At 25.3% G+C, this 18,845-nt stretch carries 18 protein-coding genes and 1 pseudogene; 3 read left to right on the top strand and 16 right to left on the bottom strand.

Going from position 1 to position 18,845, the window contains the following annotated elements:
- Positions 1–8: 8 nt before the first annotated feature.
- Together O212_RS0103155 and O212_RS0103150 are read right to left on the bottom strand one after the other, a co-directional pair.
- Positions 9–629 carry a hypothetical protein gene (locus tag O212_RS0103155; protein ID WP_024613712.1) on the bottom strand — a complete coding sequence of 207 codons (621 nt, stop codon included), beginning with the start codon at positions 627–629 and terminating at the stop codon, positions 9–11.
- 91 nt (positions 630–720) lie between these two features.
- Positions 721–1,470, bottom strand: a complete 750-nt coding sequence (locus O212_RS0103150; RefSeq protein WP_024613711.1) for a hypothetical protein — start codon at positions 1,468–1,470, stop codon at positions 721–723.
- A 72-nt stretch (positions 1,471–1,542) separates the two neighbouring features.
- Between O212_RS0103150 and O212_RS16565 the strand changes: the two are divergent.
- Positions 1,543–1,620: pseudogene (locus tag O212_RS16565) on the top strand (HAD hydrolase family protein); the annotation flags it as partial.
- 115 nt (positions 1,621–1,735) lie between these two features.
- Here the strand turns inward: O212_RS16565 and O212_RS0103145 are convergent.
- The 5 genes from O212_RS0103145 to O212_RS0103125 form a co-directional block, all read right to left on the bottom strand.
- Positions 1,736–2,614 (bottom strand): ROK family protein, encoded by an 879-nt coding sequence (locus tag O212_RS0103145; protein WP_024613710.1) that lies wholly within the window; start codon positions 2,612–2,614, stop codon positions 1,736–1,738.
- A 17-nt stretch (positions 2,615–2,631) separates the two neighbouring features.
- Positions 2,632–4,632, bottom strand: coding sequence for a beta-galactosidase trimerization domain-containing protein (locus O212_RS0103140; RefSeq protein ID WP_024613709.1), 2,001 nt, complete (start codon positions 4,630–4,632; stop codon positions 2,632–2,634).
- Positions 4,633–4,664: 32 nt separating this feature from the next.
- The gene (locus tag O212_RS0103135; protein WP_024613708.1) at positions 4,665–5,501 is read right to left on the bottom strand and encodes a carbohydrate ABC transporter permease; all 837 of its coding nucleotides are present in this window, start codon (positions 5,499–5,501) and stop codon (positions 4,665–4,667) included.
- 15 nt (positions 5,502–5,516) lie between these two features.
- Positions 5,517–6,527: a sugar ABC transporter permease gene (locus tag O212_RS0103130; RefSeq protein ID WP_024613707.1), complete on the bottom strand. Its 1,011-nt coding sequence runs from the start codon at positions 6,525–6,527 to the stop codon at positions 5,517–5,519.
- A 95-nt stretch (positions 6,528–6,622) separates the two neighbouring features.
- Positions 6,623–7,930, bottom strand: a complete 1,308-nt coding sequence (locus tag O212_RS0103125; RefSeq protein ID WP_024613706.1) for an extracellular solute-binding protein — start codon at positions 7,928–7,930, stop codon at positions 6,623–6,625.
- A gap of 144 nt (positions 7,931–8,074) precedes the next feature.
- Here O212_RS0103125 and O212_RS0103120 point away from each other — a divergent pair, with 144 nt between their 5' ends.
- On the top strand, positions 8,075–9,850 hold the full coding sequence (locus O212_RS0103120) for a sensor histidine kinase (protein WP_024613705.1): 1,776 nt from the start codon (positions 8,075–8,077) through the stop codon (positions 9,848–9,850).
- Complete coding sequence (locus O212_RS0103115) at positions 9,847–11,331, top strand: response regulator (protein WP_024613704.1); 1,485 nt, start codon at positions 9,847–9,849, stop codon at positions 11,329–11,331. The genes O212_RS0103120 and O212_RS0103115 overlap by 4 nt, the downstream gene beginning before the upstream one ends.
- Positions 11,332–11,381: 50 nt before the next feature.
- On the opposite strand, the gene O212_RS0103110 is transcribed toward O212_RS0103115, so the two are convergent.
- From O212_RS0103110 to O212_RS0103070, 9 genes are all read right to left on the bottom strand, one after another.
- Entirely contained in the window at positions 11,382–11,885 is a 504-nt protein-coding gene (locus tag O212_RS0103110) for a GNAT family N-acetyltransferase (protein ID WP_024613703.1), read from the bottom strand.
- An 11-nt stretch (positions 11,886–11,896) separates the two neighbouring features.
- On the bottom strand, positions 11,897–13,252 hold the full coding sequence (locus O212_RS0103105; RefSeq protein ID WP_024613702.1) for a PFL family protein: 1,356 nt from the start codon (positions 13,250–13,252) through the stop codon (positions 11,897–11,899).
- A gap of 15 nt (positions 13,253–13,267) precedes the next feature.
- Positions 13,268–13,537: an ACT domain-containing protein gene (locus O212_RS0103100; RefSeq protein ID WP_024613701.1), complete on the bottom strand. Its 270-nt coding sequence runs from the start codon at positions 13,535–13,537 to the stop codon at positions 13,268–13,270.
- Between the two features lie 144 nt (positions 13,538–13,681).
- On the bottom strand, positions 13,682–13,963 hold the full coding sequence (locus O212_RS0103095; RefSeq protein ID WP_024613700.1) for a hypothetical protein: 282 nt from the start codon (positions 13,961–13,963) through the stop codon (positions 13,682–13,684).
- Positions 13,960–14,295, bottom strand: a complete 336-nt coding sequence (locus tag O212_RS0103090) for a hypothetical protein (protein WP_024613699.1) — start codon at positions 14,293–14,295, stop codon at positions 13,960–13,962. Before O212_RS0103090 ends, O212_RS0103095 begins: the two co-directional genes overlap by 4 nt.
- 213 nt (positions 14,296–14,508) lie before the next feature.
- On the bottom strand, positions 14,509–15,864 hold the full coding sequence (locus O212_RS0103085; RefSeq protein ID WP_024613698.1) for a radical SAM protein: 1,356 nt from the start codon (positions 15,862–15,864) through the stop codon (positions 14,509–14,511).
- A gap of 194 nt (positions 15,865–16,058) precedes the next feature.
- Positions 16,059–16,292, bottom strand: a complete 234-nt coding sequence (locus O212_RS0103080) for a hypothetical protein (protein WP_029699144.1) — start codon at positions 16,290–16,292, stop codon at positions 16,059–16,061.
- Between the two features lie 243 nt (positions 16,293–16,535).
- Positions 16,536–17,105, bottom strand: coding sequence for a TetR/AcrR family transcriptional regulator C-terminal domain-containing protein (locus tag O212_RS0103075; protein ID WP_024613696.1), 570 nt, complete (start codon positions 17,103–17,105; stop codon positions 16,536–16,538).
- Between the two features lie 200 nt (positions 17,106–17,305).
- Entirely contained in the window at positions 17,306–18,607 is a 1,302-nt protein-coding gene (locus O212_RS0103070) for a M20 family metallo-hydrolase (RefSeq protein WP_029699143.1), read from the bottom strand.
- Between the last annotated feature and the right edge of the window lie 238 nt (positions 18,608–18,845).

The raw sequence follows: 18,845 nt of genomic DNA, 5'->3' as shown, positions 1-18,845 counted from the left end.
TTTATATACTACCTTTTCTCTACCTTAAATCCACCTTTTTTACTAACTACTTTTATTTTTAATTCATTATTAAGCTTTTCCATACTTTTAACTTGATTTATATATTTTATATTATTTTTGTTTACTAATTTTTCTATCATAGTTATTATATCTTTCTTTTCTTCTCCTGATAACTTGATATTATTTTTTATTAATTCTCTATTTATATAAGTTAAAGTAGTCCATATTTGATCACTTTTTATATTATTTATATCCATAAGAACCCAAGTGAAATTTTTTCTTCTTTCTTTTGCTGGATATGCCTTTTTAAAGAATTTAATAAAACTATTTTCCTTTCTTGGGTCTTTATCTTTAACTAACTTACCAAGTTTACTTTTAAGAGTGTTTTTTAAGTGCATCATTGTATTTGGTTTTATTGTATTTCCCATAGCTTCTATACACTCATAAATATAATTATAAGTTTCTTGTATTTTTTCTTCATCTACATCTTCTTGTTTAAAAACATTTGTAAGCTCTATATATTCTAATATAGTTTTTTTAGAATTTAACTTTTCTCCATATAATTCATTTAAAAGTTCTTCTGCTCCTAAATTATTTATTAGTACTACATCTATTAATTCTTTATCCATAGTTTTCTCTCTTTCTTTTTAATATTAAACATAAACTAAATTATAACACCTTATATTTATTTATAATATAAAAACTTTTTATATTTCTATATTAAACTTTAAAATTAATTGCCATATCATTATTAAAAACTAATATTATAATTTCATCAAATGATTGTAATTCATAACTATCATTCAATTTATATACGTTATATTTCTTTTTTAAAATATTTATTCCTTCATCACTTTTAAAAAGCTTATTAATCTTTAAGCTCTCCTTATAAACTTCCATAACTTTATTAATTATATTTAAATATTTATCTTCTATATATATAACTCTTTTAACTCCCTTATTAAATTTCTTAAATTTCTTTAACCTATCACTATTTATTCTTTTTGAAACTATTTTCCTACTTTTAATATGAGTTTCTTTTGTTAACTTTGGTCTTATATTATATTTTCTATACCATTCCTTTGAGTTAACTATAGTTCCAATGTTATAAAATTCATAAATTAATTCAATATCATTTTTATTTAAATCAATAAATTTATATCCTGAAATATTTTCTCCAAACTCTTTTAAAATATGATACTTCCCGCATTCATATTTTGCTAACATCCAATTATTCTCTATATACTCTTCTCTATTTTCTAAAACACAATGTTTTTTTCCATGACTTATAAAATTCCAATGATCTGATATTCTAAGACTTCCTTCTGGTTTATGTTCCCAAGTAATATTTGGAACGTTATAAAAACTTAAACTATAAGGACTTTTATTTATATAATCAAATGTTTTAATTTCCTCCAAAACTTCTCTTGGAATTACTTTTCCTTCTATAGGCACTAATATCTTTTCCATAAAAATTCTCCTAAATATTTTATACAAATATTATTCCACATTTATAAAATATTATATATAACTTATGTATATATAGAAATGTTATCTACTGTTGGTTGTGGTATAGCAATGGGTAATGCTAGTGATGAAGTTAAAATACACGCAAAGTAAATCACAGATACGGTTCATAATGATGATATTGCAATAGTAATTAAAGCATTTATATTATAAATAAAAAATAGAAAGTATCACTTTAAGATACTTTCTATTTTTATTATTTAAATATTTAAGTGTTAAAAAAATTGTAAGTCGCTCCAATTAAACCTGCATTATTTTCATGCTTACACTTTTCTATTTTACATTCAACAAAGTGCCACCATGGTATTTCATTAAGAGCTTTATTTAATTCGTCTATTAATTCTTCTCTAGCACTTACCCCTCCACCTATTAAAATTTTCTCAGGGTTTAATATTGAAGAAACATTGTATATCATTCTTGCAATATTTCCATACCAATCTTTGATAATAAATTTTATATTATCATCATACTTTGCTTCATCAAATATTTTATCTCCTAATACTTTTTCTTTGCTATCTATATTTTTATATTCCTTATACATATTTATTAACGCTGTCATAGATGAGTTTTCATTTAGTCTTTGATAATTTTCTTTATCTTTTGTTATCATATAGCAAAATTCACCGCCCTTAAACTGCTTTCCTCTAATTAAATTACCATTTAAATAAATTCCTCCACCTATACCAGTTCCTATAGTTATACATATAAAATCATCACATTCTGATGCGTTTCCATTGAATTTTTCAGCTAAAGCAACACAATTTGCATCGTTTTCTATTTTTACAGTAAACCCACATCTCCACTCTAAAACATCTTTTAATCTATAATTTTCTATAAATCTTAAAGCACTACAAGCTATTGGAATACCTTCTTTATTATTTATAAAACCAGGCATACTAATAGATACACCCAAAATATCTTCATCACTTTTATATGAATCTATTATTTCGCATAATTCATCTACGAAACCTTCTATCCCACTTTTATTAGTTGGTTTTTTACCACAATCTAAAATATTTCCTAAATTATCAACTAAACCATATTTAACAAAAGTTCCTCCAATATCTATAGAAATTATTTTTTTCATAAATGTTTCCCCATTTCTTAATAACTTATTTCCACCATTTGATGTCCATTTATTTTATTAACAGTAAATTCTAAATTCCCATCTATAATATTAAAATCTACATTTTCATTTTGTGGAACTAACTTAACTGACTTAATATTTTTATCTAATGCCATATTTAAATTTAAATTATATATAGGAATTATATCTTCTATAACATCAATTCTTTGACATCTTCTTTCTGGAACATAATGAAGAAGATGAAGTACATATCTATTTTCTTTTTCTTGTTCATTTATTGTACTTATTATTGTACTTGGTCCATCATGTTTAACTAATCTATTATTAAGTAGCATATCTATAGCATTTATAAATAACTTTTTACACCACAATGATCCATAGCTTTGATATTGTGAAAATATTTTATGAGCAAAATATATTGAATTATATCCTTTAATTATTGCTGGTCCATAAACTTTACCACTGCTTGGTGCATGTTGATGTGAACAGAAATGTTCTGGTGTTCTATTAAAGTATGGTTCCATTGAATAAGATAAAACTTTTCCACCATCTTCTACAGAAACCTTTAATGAATCTTCATACATAACATACTCTGTATTATATAATTCTTTAGATAGTTCACCTTCTGGAATTATAAATGTAGGTGCAAATTCGCCTTTTGATTCATATTTAACTTTTAAGAATGGAAGATTAAATCCATTTTCTCCTTCATTTAATCCACCTTCGTTAACAGCTATAACTTTACCTCCGCAATTTACAAAAGCCTCTAATTTTTCTTTAAAAGAATTATTTACTATAGTTCTTTCTGGTAAAACTAATAACTTATATTTATTAAAATTCATTGTACTATCAATAATATCAAATTGAAGAGATTCTTCTTGTAACATTCTAGTTACACCAGTTATTGCAGGCTTTAATCCAAATGGACTTGCTGCACTATAATCTATAAACTCTTCTGGAGTAAATACTGCAATTTCACAAACCTGTTTTGCATCTTCACACCATGGTTCTTTTTCTTCAACTTCACTATATACTTTTCCAATCAAATCATAAACTTCTTTTGATATTTTACCATTTGGATCTAATTGATCTCCAATTGAACATTTTGTATTTTGAGCTAACATATGAAAACATTCATATTGAAGTGCTGCTAAATTTTTAAATGAATGAAAATCTCCCCAATAAGTATGGAACTTACCTGTCATTCCTAAACAATCTTTTCCTAAATTTCTAGCATATCTAACTGTTATAGGAAAATGCATATAACCCCATCCACCACTTGGTAATGATTCAATTTCAATATGGCTATAAAAATCTATTGATCCTTTAAGAGCTGGACTTATATGAGATCCATTATAAAATATAGCTACATTTTCATTTATTCCTTTTACAAACTCAGTCATTTCTCTCTTAAATTTACTTAACATTTTCTCTGAAAATTTTAATCTTTCACCTTTTACATTATAATCTATCCCTAATTCTTCCATACTCTTTTTACAGTTATCACATGCACAAGGTAAAACCATAACTATATCAAAAAATAATCCATCAACCTCTGGAAACATTTCTAATATTTCTCTTACATGATTTTTAAGAAATTCTCTATAAGGTGTATTAACACATAAAAACTCATAAAAGCCTGGTTTTCCACCTTCTCCTTTAATTATATTGCCCTCTAAATCTTTTGAAACCCATTCTGGATGTTCATCATAAGTAAACTTATCCCATTGAACTGGTAAATATATTGGAGCTTTTATATTTCTTTTATGACAAGCTTCAATTTGTTCTTTTAATAAATTTTTATTTGCAAGATGTGGATGAATTCTTTCTTTATTTATTTTTGAATCATAATATAAATATCCATGGTGACATCTTGCAAAGCATGTTATTGAATTAACTCTAGCTTTTTGTAAAATTTCACCAAACTCATCTTTATTAAAATCTTTACCTATTCCTTTAATTAATGGACTTGTATGGAAATCTAAATGTACTTGTCTACTTCTTGTTTTATAACTCATAAATACTTCTCCCTTAATTTTAAAAATTATTTTTATCCTTTAACAGCTCCAGCTGTAATTCCTTTTTCAACATGTTTTTGACATGCTATATAAATTATTATTATTGGAATTATAAACATACATATAGCTGCAAATATTGCACCTTTATCAGATGAATATCTTCCATTTAAACTCATAAGAGCTACTGAAATTGTATATTTCGCTTTATCAGTTAAGAACATCAGTCCAAATATAAATTCATTGTATACTCCTAAAAATGAGAATATAGAAATTGTTGCTGCTGCTGGTTTACTTAAAGGAAGTAATATTCCAAATAATAATCTTAAACGTCCACATCCATCAATTGTTGCAGCTTCGTCTATTTCTTTACTTATTCCTCTCATATATCCTGACATCATAAATATTGCAAAAGGTAATTGGAATGTTGCATATAAGAATATAAGCGGTATAAATTGATTTTTAAATCCATGTCTATTTATAATATCTGCAATTGGAATTATTGTAGTATGCATTGGAATTGTTAATCCCATTATAAAATACATTAATACTAAACTTCTAAGTTTAAATTTTGTTCTTGTTATTACATAAGCAACTAATGTAGCTAAAATTACTACTAATAATGTTGTTGAAATTGCTAAGAAAAATGAATTAAATACAGCTCTTGCAATATCAGCCTTACTCATTGCTGTTTGATAATTAGTAAAATCTAAACTTTGTGGAAGAGCAAATGCATCACCATATATTTGGTTTGTACTTTTAAAAGATGACATAAGTGTAAATATTAATGGTGCAACGCTGAATATTGCCCACAATATTGCACAAATATACATACCATATTTCATTAATTTATTTTCTTTATTATTTAACATATAATCCCTCCTATTCTAATCGTCTTTTGATTTAAATACTCCATTTAATATTAATGTACATATAATTGCAGCAACTAATATTAACATACCTATTGAACTACCATATCCAAAGTTATTATATTTAAATGCTTGATCATATAATAAAGTTACTGGTACATCTGTAGCACCACCTGGACCTCCTCCAGTCATAACATATATAATATCAAATACTTTAAATGATCCTACTATAGCTAGTACTGAGAATATTTTAAAACTTTCCTTCATAAGAGGTAGTACTATGTGTATTTGTTCTTTAAATCCATTAGCTCCATCAATTTTTGCAGCTTCAATTAAGTCATCTGGTATATTAGTAAGGCCAGCTACAAATATTAACATGTTATATCCAATGAATACCCATGCATTTACTAAAGCTACTGTAAAAATAGCAAATTTAGGATCTCCAAGCCAGTCTTGAACTGCATTATTCATTCCAAAATTTATTAATAATGTATTTAAAGCGCCACCAGATTTATAAAGTATTAAAGTCCACATTAAACCAGTTGCTGCTGTTGGTAAAATTGAAGGTAAGAAATATACTGTTTTAAAAAATCTTTTTCCTTTAATATATCTACTACTAACTAAAAGAGCTAAAAGATATGCAAAAGGCATTATTACAAGAAAACTAACAGCTATAAAAACTCCTACATTTTTTAAAGCATTATAAAAAGCTGGATCTTGGAATATGTTAAAAAAGTTTTCTAATCCTACAAACTTTTTAGGAACTGCTGGAATACCATTCCACTTTACAAATGATAAATATAATGACTTAACAACTGGTGATATATAAAAGAAAGTATATAAGCATATTGCAGGAAGTATAAATAATATAAATGTAGAATTGTCCTTTAAACTCTTTTTAAATTTAGACTTTTTACGATTAATATTATTTTTATGTTCAACTTTTTTATAATTACCTTCTTTAGGTTCTATATAAAATTTGTCTTTAGATTTTTCTTTTGTAATTGTATTATTTTCTAAAGCCTTCATCTTTGACCTCCTTAAATTTTCTTTTACCTATTCATATTAGGTAAAACGGGTCGCAATATATACGACCCTACTAAATTTCACCTATTTAATATGAATTACTTTTTCATATCAGTTACTTTTTGTATTCTACTTAAAGTATCGTCAACACTTGTTCCAGCAAACATACCTTGAATTGCATCTCTTATTTCTTCTCTTAATTGTGGATTCTTTGCATAATCACCAGGCTCAAGTTTTGTATCTTTAACATCTACAAATACTTCATTAAATTCCTTAGCAATTTTTGTAACATCATCAATCTTTTCCATTGTTGTTACTGGATAAATTCCACCTTTAGCTAATTTTTGAGATTCATTATATCCATCTTTATCAGTTAAATATTTTAATAATTTTATTGAAGCTTCAAGTCTTTCTTCACCATTATTTGCAGCTAAACTTATTCCTTCTGAAGTTCCTGAATGCCAATTATTTTTATGATCTGGATATTTTTCAAAATATGGGAAAGGAATAAATCCTATTTTTTCTGGAATTTCTGAATCATTTATTTGATTCATAAACCATGATCCATTTAAGTGCATTGGTGTATCACCATTTAAAAATAATGCTTGTTCTGCACTTGAATCCATTGTTGTTATATTTTCTCCTAAGTAACCTTTCTTTTGCCACTTTTCCATTAACCCAAATAATTCTTTCATAACTGGATCATTCCATTTAATTTTTCCATCAATAACATCCTTTGTATATTGAAAATTCTCTCTTTTTAATGCTAAATTAGCTAAAAGATGAGCTCCTCTAAAATTATCTTTATCACCTAAAGCAAATGGTATAATACCTTTTGCTAAAAATGCATCACAAACTTTTTCAAATTCTTCAATTGTTTTTGGAGCCTTTAAACCATTCTTTTCAAATAATTCTTTATTATAATATATTCCTGTAGCAAAACATGAAACTGGAACACCATAAAATCCATCAATTCCTTCAAACTTCCATGCATCTAACATTGTTGGTATATATTTATCAGCCCACTCCTTATCTTCACTTGCAACAGTACTTAAATCTAAAAATAATCCATTTTCAACATATTCTTGGAATTGCATTCCACCATAATTTACAAATAAGTCCGGCGCATCTCCTGTTGCAATTGATGTCTTAAACATATTATTATAAGTTGCTTCATCTCCGATAGCCTCATGTTCAACCTTTATGTTTGGATTTTCTTCCATGAACTTTTCAATTCTACTATTAATCATTATGTCATCTGGTCCTTGATCACTACTATATCTTGATAACATTTTTATAGTTACAGCATCGCCTCCCCCCTCTGCACTTGTCTGTTTACTTCCACATGCAACTAATGATGTCATAGTCATTGCTGCTAATATACAAGCAATAATTTTTTTCCTCATAAAATATCCCCCCACACTTTTATTTTGGTTAATTTTATGATAACATTTACAATAATAGGTTTAAATGTATTATTTTTCATTTTGTTGTATTATTTTTAGAATTTACATATTTTGTAAAATATTTTCATCTTTTTAGGAGGCTCAATGAAAACATATAATTTAAAAAGAAAAATTTTTAATAAACTAAATAATATAAAATTTAAATCTATTAAAGATAAAGTATTTTACTTCTCATTTTTTGTATCTTTATCAATTATATTTTTAATTATTTTTACTTCTTATTCTATTGCATATAAAACTATAAAAAAAACATCCATATCTAGAGAAAAAAATACTTTAGACTTAATATCAAATCAAACTGAAATAACATTAAATTCTGCTGAATCTAACTCAACAAATCTTATGGTAAATATAGATGTACAAAATATATTAAAAAAATGTTCTTCAAATAATATATATCCAACTAAAGAAGAAATTTTAAAATTACAAAGAGAAATGGATAAAATTATGTATAAAGACTCAGTTATATCAGGCGTTATTTTACATTCAGCAAATGGATTTAAGATGCAATCAAATAGTAAATTTATCAGTTTAATAAATTTAAATCATATACCTATGAGCTTTAATAAATGGTATGGTGCAATATTAGATACTCAAGGTAATCCAAATCTTTATATTGCAAGACAAATTTTTGACATGAATACAGGAAAATTAATAGGTTACTTAGAAATATTTGTACCTGAAAGTTTTCTCTCCAAAAACTATACAAATAAGAAAGATACAAGTAGTTACATAGACTTCTTTTTAGTAAATGATGAGGGTTTTATAACATCTTCCTCTAATTCTAAGGAAGTTACAAGTAATATTTTCAAAAAAATACCTAATATAAAATTTGCTAATAATAGTTCTCCGTTCTTAATTATAGAAGATAAACCTAAAGATAAAATAACTCTTATGTTATATAATAATAAACTTAATTGGAATATAGTTGCCAATATATATCTAAAAGATATTATTCATGAAAAGGGTGCACTTATAATATTATTAATAGTTTTAATATTTATAGGTCTTATATGCGCTTATATACTTTCAAAATTAATTTCACAATCTATAACTAAACCAATTTATAACTTATATGATGCTATAGCTGAAGTCGAAAAAGGCAATTGGTCTACTGAAATAAAAATTACATCATCAGATGAAATAGGAATTCTTTCTAAAAAATTTAATCATTTAATTATATATATTAAAAACCTTTTAGATAAAATCAATTACGAACAAAATAAAAAAAAGGAATTTGAAGTAGAATTAATACAACTTCAAATAAAACCACATTTTTTATACAATTCCCTTGAAAATATATCAGCACTTATAGAACTTGAACAAAGTGATGAGGCCGTAAATATGATAGGAAACTTATCAACATTTTATAGAGGTGTATTAAATAAAGGAAATACATTTATTACAGTTAAAGAAGAACTGTCATTAACTGATAGTTACTTAAAAATTATGAAACTTAGATATTATGATATTTTTGATTATAAAATAAATTATACTAATTCTCTTAATAATTTTTTATGTCCTAAACTACTTTTACAACCCCTTGTTGAAAACTCTATATATCATGGACTTAAAAACAATAGTTCTAAAGGCTATATAAATATTAATATTGAAAAAATTAACGATAAACTTAAAATAACTATAAAAGATACTGGTATTGGAATGACAGAAACTGAGTTAAATAAAGTACTTAAAGGAACTATAGCATCATCAAAAGGTGGATTTGCTGTAAAAAATACTATAGAAAGATTAAATTTATTCTATGATAGAAACTGTACATTTAATATTGTAAGTAAAAAAAATGTAGGAACTACTATAATTATAACTATTCCTGCCATAGTAGAAAGGAGTTTATTATGATTAATATACTTTTAGTTGATGATGAGTATTTAATAAGAGCTAAGATTCATAAATACTTAAAAGATGGGATATTTAAATTTGATAATATTTATGAAGCATCCAATGGATCAAGCGCTCTAGATATAATTAAAAATAATAATATAGATATTGCAATAATAGATATTCAAATGCCCTTAATTAATGGTATTGAATTTGTAAAAAAAATAAGAGAAGAATATTATGAAACTAAAATTATATTTTTAACTGGCTTTGAAAAGTTTGAATATGCAAGACAAGCAATTCAATATAATATAGTGGAATATTTATTAAAGCCAGTAAAAAAAGATGAACTTTATAGTTCAATTGAAAAATGTCTTTCTCTTATATATAACGAACAAAAAAACTTAATAGCATTAAATGAAATAGATGAAAAAAAGAAATATCAATTTATTATTGATTCATTGTATAATAATTTAACTCAAGTTTATTCTCCATTAAATATTAATGAGAGTTTCAATACAGTTATTTCAATAGAAGTAAGTGAAAATTCTCACATAATAGATTTATATAAATTTTTAGATAATAATTTTAAAAACTATGATGTAATATATGGACTTTCAAAAAATAATAAAATATTAGTTTTAGATTGTATTTACTCTGAAAATATTAAAACTTTATTTTTATCTCTTTTAAATAATAATTTATTGGATTATTGCTATTTTAGCAACTATAAAAAAAATAATAGTATAAAAGATAAAGTTTTTGAATGCTTAACAGTATTTCCATCAAAAATATTTTTCAATAAAAAATCTATATTTTATTTTGATGAAATAAAATATAAAGCTCTTTCAATTCCTAATAATTTAAAATTAGACTTTGAATTATTAGCTAGATCAAATTCTAAAGATAAACTTATTGATAAGGTTAATTACTATATTTCTGAAGCTAATATATTCAAAGATATTAATGGGTTAAAAAAAGTAATATCATATTACCTTTCAGCATTAGATAGTATAATTTCAGAAGGTGAATGTTATTTATCTATAATAGACATAGACTATATTATAAATACTTTATTATACTCTTGTAATAATTTAGATGATATAAAAATATACTGCAATAATTTCTACACTAAAATAACCTCAATAAATAAAACAACAAAAATTACTGACTCTACTAAAACTATAAAAAAAGTTAAAGATTATATAGATAAAAACTATACTTCTGAAAATATAAATTTAGAATATTTATCTACTACATTTTTTATAAATCCTTGTCATTTAAGTTCAACATTTAAAAAGGTTACTGGCGATAGCTTAATCGAATATATAACTAAAAAACGTATAGATAATGCAAAACTTTTACTTAAAAATAATGAAATAAAAATTTCTGAAATAGCTGAGAAAGTTGGATATAAAGATTATTATTATTTTAGTAAAATATTTAAAAAATTAGTTGGAATTCCTCCTCTAAAATACAAGCAATTATCTTATAATAATTAAAATAAAAAAAGCAGTAAATCTTATTTATAATAAGTTTACTGCCTTTTATTTTAAAACAATTTTTCAAAAGCTATCCTTTTACTTTTATCTTCTAAATATATAATTCCACAATATTCAAAACTATTTTTTTTAAGTAATTTTTGCATAGCTATATTATCTTCATGTGTATCTATCTTTATACTATTTATGCCTTCATTTAAACAAATGTCTTCTACATGCTTTATAATTTCAGAAGCTAATCCAGTACCCTTATGATTTTCATTTATAGCAATTCTGTGTATTACACCAAATTTTTCATTACTAATCCATCTGCCATTATAAATTTTATCGTAAGTTTTTTCTCCATCAAATGAAACTGCAAATGTTCCTACAATTTCACTATCTTTAATTACAACATAGCTTATATTATTTAATATATCATCTTTAATAGTATTTTCATTTGGATATCCATTTTGCCATTGATCTATATTTTGTGCTTTTAAATTGTTTTGTGCTAATTTTATAATTTCCATTATATCCTTTATATCTTCATTAAATGATTTTCTTACTATCATAAATTTCTCCTTTAGTTTTTAAATGAATGTATTGGAGCTGGTATTCTTCCACCTCTTTTTATAAATAATGAAGATGAATACTTATTAACAGGCATAACCGGAGCTGTACCTAAAAGTCCTCCAAATTCAACTAAATCTCCTACTTTACATCCAGGAGCTGGTATAATTCTAACAGCTGTTGTCTTGTTATTTATCATTCCAATTGCTGATTCATCTGCTATCATAGCCGCTAAAGTTTCAGAACTTGTATCTCCTGGAACTGCTATCATATCAAGTCCAACTGAACATATTGCTGTCATAGCTTCAAGTTTTTCTAAATTTAAAGAACCATTTAAAACTGCATCTATCATACCAGCATCTTCTGATACAGGTATAAATGCTCCACTTAGTCCTCCAACATGACTACAAGCCATTACTCCACCTTTTTTTACAGCATCATTTAAAAGAGCAAGTGCTGCTGTAGTTCCATGAGTTCCTACAACTTCAAGACCCATCTCTTCTAATATATGAGCAACTGAATCTCCAATTGCTGGTGTTGGTGCTAATGATAAATCAACTATCCCAAATGGTACATCTAATCTCTTTGAAGCTTCCTTTGCCACTAATTGACCCATTCTTGTTATTTTAAATGCTGTCTTTTTTATAGTTTCTGAAACAACATCAAATGACTCTCCTTTTACTTTTTCTAATGCCCTTTGTACTACTCCTGGTCCACTTACCCCAACATTTATAACCCTATCAGCTTCTCCAACACCATGAAAAGCACCTGCCATAAATGGATTATCTTCAACTGCATTACAAAATACAACTAACTTTGCACATCCAAATCCTTTTGTATCTTTTGTAAGAGAAGCTGTTTTCTTTATAACCTCTCCCATATCTCTAACTGCATCCATATTTATTCCACATCTAGTTGAACCAACATTTACTGAAGAACAAACTTTAGTTGTTTTAGCTAATGCCTCAGGTATTGAATTAATTAATATCTTATCTCCTTTTGTATATCCTTTTTGAACAAGAGCTGAAAATCCACCTATGAAATCTACGCCTAAAGTATTAGCAGCTTTATCTAAAGTTTCTGCAAACTTCACATAACTTGTCTCATCTGTAGCTCCTGCTATTATTGATATAGGTGTAACAGAAATTCTTTTATTAACTATTGGAATTCCAAACTCATTTTCTATTTCTTCACCTACTCTAACTAAATCCTTTGCTGAAGTTACTATTTTATTATATATTTTTTCTCTTGCTTTATCTCCATCAGAATCTATGCAATCTAAAAGAGAAATACCCATAGTTATAGTTCTTATATCAAGTTTTTCTTCTTCAATCATTTTAATTGTTTCTAATATATTGCTTGTATTCATCTTATTACCTCCAACTTAAAGTGTATGCATTGAATTAAATATTTCTTCTCTTTGTATCTTTACATCAACACCTAATTCTTCACCTTTTGAAAGTAATTCTTTTTTAACTTTATCAAATTTTTCATTAGCATATTTTAAATCTAACATCATAATCATTGTAAAATAATCATCCATTATCGTTTGATTAACATCTAAAATATTAATGTTAAGCTTTAAAAGCTCATTACTAATTCCTGCTATTATCCCAACCTTATCTTTTCCTATAACTGTTAAAATACCTCTCATATTAAACACTCCCTATTTCCTTAATTAATAAATTCTTATCTATTTTTCCTTAAATTTTATTATAATTCTATACTTGCACTATAAGTTTGTCAATTTATAAAATAATAATTTATTTAACTCTATTTTTTATTTATAATATATTATTTAAGCAGTTTTATTTCCTCTAATTATTTTATACCAAATTTTATTACTCCTTGGAAATTCTTTCTTTTGAAGTTCTTTAAGTATTTTTTTTACTTCCTTGTATTTAATATTTAAAAATTCCTTTTTTTCATATCCATCTTCTATTATATTGAAAGCTCCTTCAATCTTTTCTATAGTAAATCCTCTATCTTTTTTAAATGTTTTAAAACTAACTTTATCATTAACTTCAATAATTTTTAAAGTATACATTGCTACATTAATTAAATCAGTATTATTTATCACGCCTTAACAACTCCTTTAACTTTTGCTACTAGCTTTGTAAATAAATTTTTTCTTATAATATTTGATATAAAAAATACTAATATTTTATCTTCTATATAAATATAAGCAACTCTACAATCTAAATCTTTATCTAATGGTATTTTATACTCATATATAGTTTTACCTTTGTACTTATATCCTCTTACTGTTTTTATTTTATGTGGTCTATCATTTATAATAGTTAATATTTTGCTATTAATTTCTTTTTTTATAAAATCCTCATATTTTTTGTTATCATAAAAATATTTTTCTAAACTATTGTTTTCCTCTATACATATTTTTTTATCTTCCATTAAAATCATCCCTTTAATCTATAAATTTAATTACTTTATACAGTTAATTATATACTTTAAATTTCTTCATAAAATATACTGTTTTCTTATTGTTATTATATTTAATTGTTTATATAAAAATTTAAAATATATCTTTTGTAAACTAAAAGTTTAAAACTATAATTTAAAAGAAAAAATGACACTTACCTTAAATAAAGTAAGTGTCATTTTATATTATTTATTTTTATTTTCTAAATTTTCTTTCCATAATGGTTCTGCTCTTTTAGCCCAAGTTTGACCATACTCTATAGTTTTTTTACATAAATCATCAACATCCTCTGGATCTATAAATTCTGTTGATTTTGCTCCTGAATTTTTTACCATTTCTGCAATTTTAGGTGCATTATCTAATATCGGACAAGGCCTAAATTGATTTTTATTAAATGGTTGATTTTTTTGATATTCCAAAAATAATGGTTGTCCTAATGCCTCAATTAATGAAACATCTTTAATATTTGCACTTGAATAATGACAAAATACACATGGTTCAACATCACCATTTGCATTTATGTGACAATATCTTCTTCCTCCAGCTATACAACCACCAACATACTCAGCATCATGCCAAAAATCCATATTAAATATAGGTTTTGTATTACGCCAAGCTCTTATTGTTCTATATAGTTTTTCTCTTTGATCTGGACTTGCCATTAATGATGTATCAGTTTTACATCCTATTGGCATAAATGTAAAATACCATGAGAAATATGCTCCTTTATCTATCATTAAATCTATAAATTCATCTGATAATACGCTATCACAATTTGCTGTAGTAAAGCATGTTGAAAATCCAAATGGTATATGATTTGCTTTCATAAGATCCATAGCTCTCATAATATCATCCCATGAACCCTTTCCTCTTCTTCCATCAGTTGCATCATCAAAACCTTCAACACTTATTGTTGGTACTATATTTCCAACTTCGCATAAATCATCACAGAATTTCTGATCTATAAGTGTTCCATTTGTAAATATCATAAAAACACAGTCATTATGTTTCTTAGCTAACTTTAATACATCATTTTTTCTTACTAAAGGTTCTCCACCTGTCATAATGTAAAAATATATTCCAAGTTCTTTTCCTTGAGTAAATAATTTATCTAGTTCATCATAACTTAAGTTTAATGAATTATTATAATCAGCTGCCCAACAACCAATACATTTTTTATTACAAGCTGTTGTTGGATCTACCAATATAGTAAAAGGTATGCTATAACCATACTTCTCTATATTCTTATCTATTTCTTCACAACCTCTAATAGCTGCGTTTAATAAAAAGTTTGTGAAAACAGTTTCTACTATGTGTGGATTTACTTCTGTTGCTATTTTACTCATAAGCTCAACCCAGTTATTATTTTCTTCTTTTAAAAAGCCCTCTATTACATCATATTGTTCTGCATACATTCCTTTGTTATCAAATTTTTTTACTAATGAAACAATATTACTTAAATTCTTTTCTGGATTTTTTCTTAAGTAATTAAGCAACTGTTTTATTACTATTTGTTCTGCTTTATATTTTGGACTTAACATAGATTTTCTCCCCTTTTTAAAAGAGTAAAAACTCTCCTTATTTTATACGTTTATAATTTAATTTTATCTAATTATTCCATATTTCAAATGTACAATATTTTATAACTGTTTATAACCATATACAAAAAGACGGCTTTGTAGCCGTCTTTTTACAAATATTATCAAATGAATATCTTTTCATTTTATTTTTTAATCTAATTATTATTTCTTTCTTTTTTATTCTTAATCTCAATCTTATCTGAGATAAATGATAATATTATTGAAAAAATTAAAATTAATATAGCTAAATATAATAATCCTCTATTATCCTCTAAAGGACAAACCCCTGGTGGTAATTTTCTATGACTATTAAATACTTTATATCCAGCATACAAAGAAAAAATAATAGCAATATTCATAATAAAATTACTTATCCTACTTAACTTCATCTTCCATACCTCATTACTCCACATATAATATTTTCAAATATTAATTATATATAATAATATATTAAATTATAAAAACTATAACAATGAGTTACTTTTAAGTAACCATAGTTTTATAATTTATACTTTAAATAATATTTAAAAATATTTTCTTGTATCAAAAAGTAAAAATTATTTTAGTTTGTAATTATACAAATCTCTTTTTAAGTTTACTATTGCTACATATGCTACATAAAAAACTTATTTTTACTCTATTAAATTATCAATAATATTCTCTAATGAATTATTAATAAGCATTTCATACTTATTTGATAAATCTTTAGCTGATACACTTATCCCATCTTCAATCCACCTTTTTATTATATAAGTTAACCCTCTTGAATAATATTCAGCTACATATTCTGCAGAAAACTTTTCTTTTAAACCTTTATTGCTTCTATCATGCTGCTTGAATAGTTTTACAAAAATTTTGCTTAAATGTTTTGTCATAATTTCTTCAAATGAATTTTGTCCTGTTACTTTAGCAGCTTGAAAATAAAACTCTTTATTATTTTCAATTCTTGTAAACATATAAGAAATTGCTTCTTTGGGCATCTTATTTTCAATTAGCATCTCAATTCCACTAAATATATCATTATAACAAATCTCTTCTAATAGCTCATACTTGTCTGCATAATGATTATAAAATGTTGGTCTAATAAGAGAAGCGCCATCAGTAATCATTTTTACCGTTATTTTTTCAAAATTATACTTTAATATTAATTTTTTGAAGCTCTCTTGTAATGCTAAATGAACTTCCTCTCTCTTAGTATTCATAATTCACCTACATCCATTATTTGCTTTTATTAAATAATAAGCTCTTTATTTTTTATAAAATTAACTTACTTATTATTACATTATTAATTTCTTATAAATTCCATTTACTTATTATAATGTTATCATATAAGATTTTTTTAGTAAAACAATCTCATTTAAATTTAACTATATTTTCCTTATACTACCTCTTATTAAATAAGTTAAGCATCCTTTTTAGCAAGTATATTCATTATAACTTCAGTATAAAGTTTAACTGCATTTATCATATCTAATTCGTTAAAGTCAAATTTTTCTGAATGATGCTCTCCCTTAAGTTCACTACCAAACATAATATATGATGCTTTTCCACCTCTTTCTTGAACCTTTTTCATCATATAACATATATCTTCACTAGCACCAAAATCTTCTTTTTCTCTTATAAATTTATAATATTTTATATTTTCTGCTACACTTTGTATTATCTTTATTAACTCTTCATCACTTTCACCACTTATTGATTTGCCTACATATTTTATATCCACATGAGTATCGTGCATTTCTGCTGAAGATTTTAAAATTCTTTCTGCATATTGTTGCATATAATCATTTAATTCTGTTGTTTCTCCTCTAGTTTCTATTTCCATAAATGCTTGTCCTGGTATTACATTTCTTCCACTTCCTGCTACTAATTTCCCTACATTTATTCTAGTAGTTCCCTCACTATTTCTTGGTATAGCATCTAGATTCAAAACTGCTGTTGAGGCTGAAAGTAGTGCATTGTGTCCTTTCTCCGGTGCTACCCCAGCATGTGAAGCCTTTCCTCTAAACTCTGCATTAATTTTAGTTGTTGCTAAAAATCCATAAGTTCCACATATTATTTCTCTAGATTTCCTAGCCTTTATTCCAACATGCCCACCTATTAAATAATCTACATCATCCAAAATTTTTGATTCAGATAGTGCAAGTGCTCCACTAACTCCTTCTTCTGCTGGTTGAAATATAAGCTTTATTTTTCCTTGAAACTTTCCTTTAATCTTTGAAATAATTTCGGCAACCCCAAGTCCAACTGCAATATGACCGTCATGTCCACAAGCATGCATTATTCCATCATTTAAAGATGAAAAACCTTCCTTAAAAGGTATATGAGAGCTATCCTTACTTTCGCTTACTTTAACCCCATCCATATCAAATCTTAAAGCTATAGTAGGTCCTTCTCCATTTTCTAAAATACCTATTACTGCTGTATATCCACCTTTCATTTTCTTTGAAAATTCTTCATACGCTCCTTCTTTAATTGCTCTATTATAGCTTTCTTCTAACTCATCTTCCTTAGGAATATTCATTCTATAATTATCATTTATAATTTCTTTTCCTATATTAACCTTATACCCCATATCCAATAAAGCTTTCCCTATTAATGAAGCTGTTCTAAATTCCATCCACGCAACTTCTGGAAATTTATGAAAATCTCTTCTATAATTAATTATTTTCTCTTCTATATCGCTTACTAATTTATCTATCATTTCACACACTAAAAACACATCCTTAGTTTATATTAAACCTATTTATTATAAAATACGCCCTTTTGTTTCTAAAGTTTCTATATTAAAAATTTATTTCTCCTTATATTTTTAAATTCACTCCATTTTTTATTTTAATGATTAATTTACCACATTTAGTATATTATACTATTGTTAAAAAAGAAAATTATTACAATAATTTCATATATACTTAAATAGCATTAAAAAAGAAGATAATTTA

The sequence above is a fragment of the Clostridium sp. Ade.TY genome, assembly GCF_000498355.1.
GTDB lineage: Bacteria > Bacillota > Clostridia > Clostridiales > Clostridiaceae > Clostridium.
The sequence above is the reverse complement of the archived record's forward strand: the minus strand, read 5'-3'. Positions and strand labels throughout refer to the sequence as shown.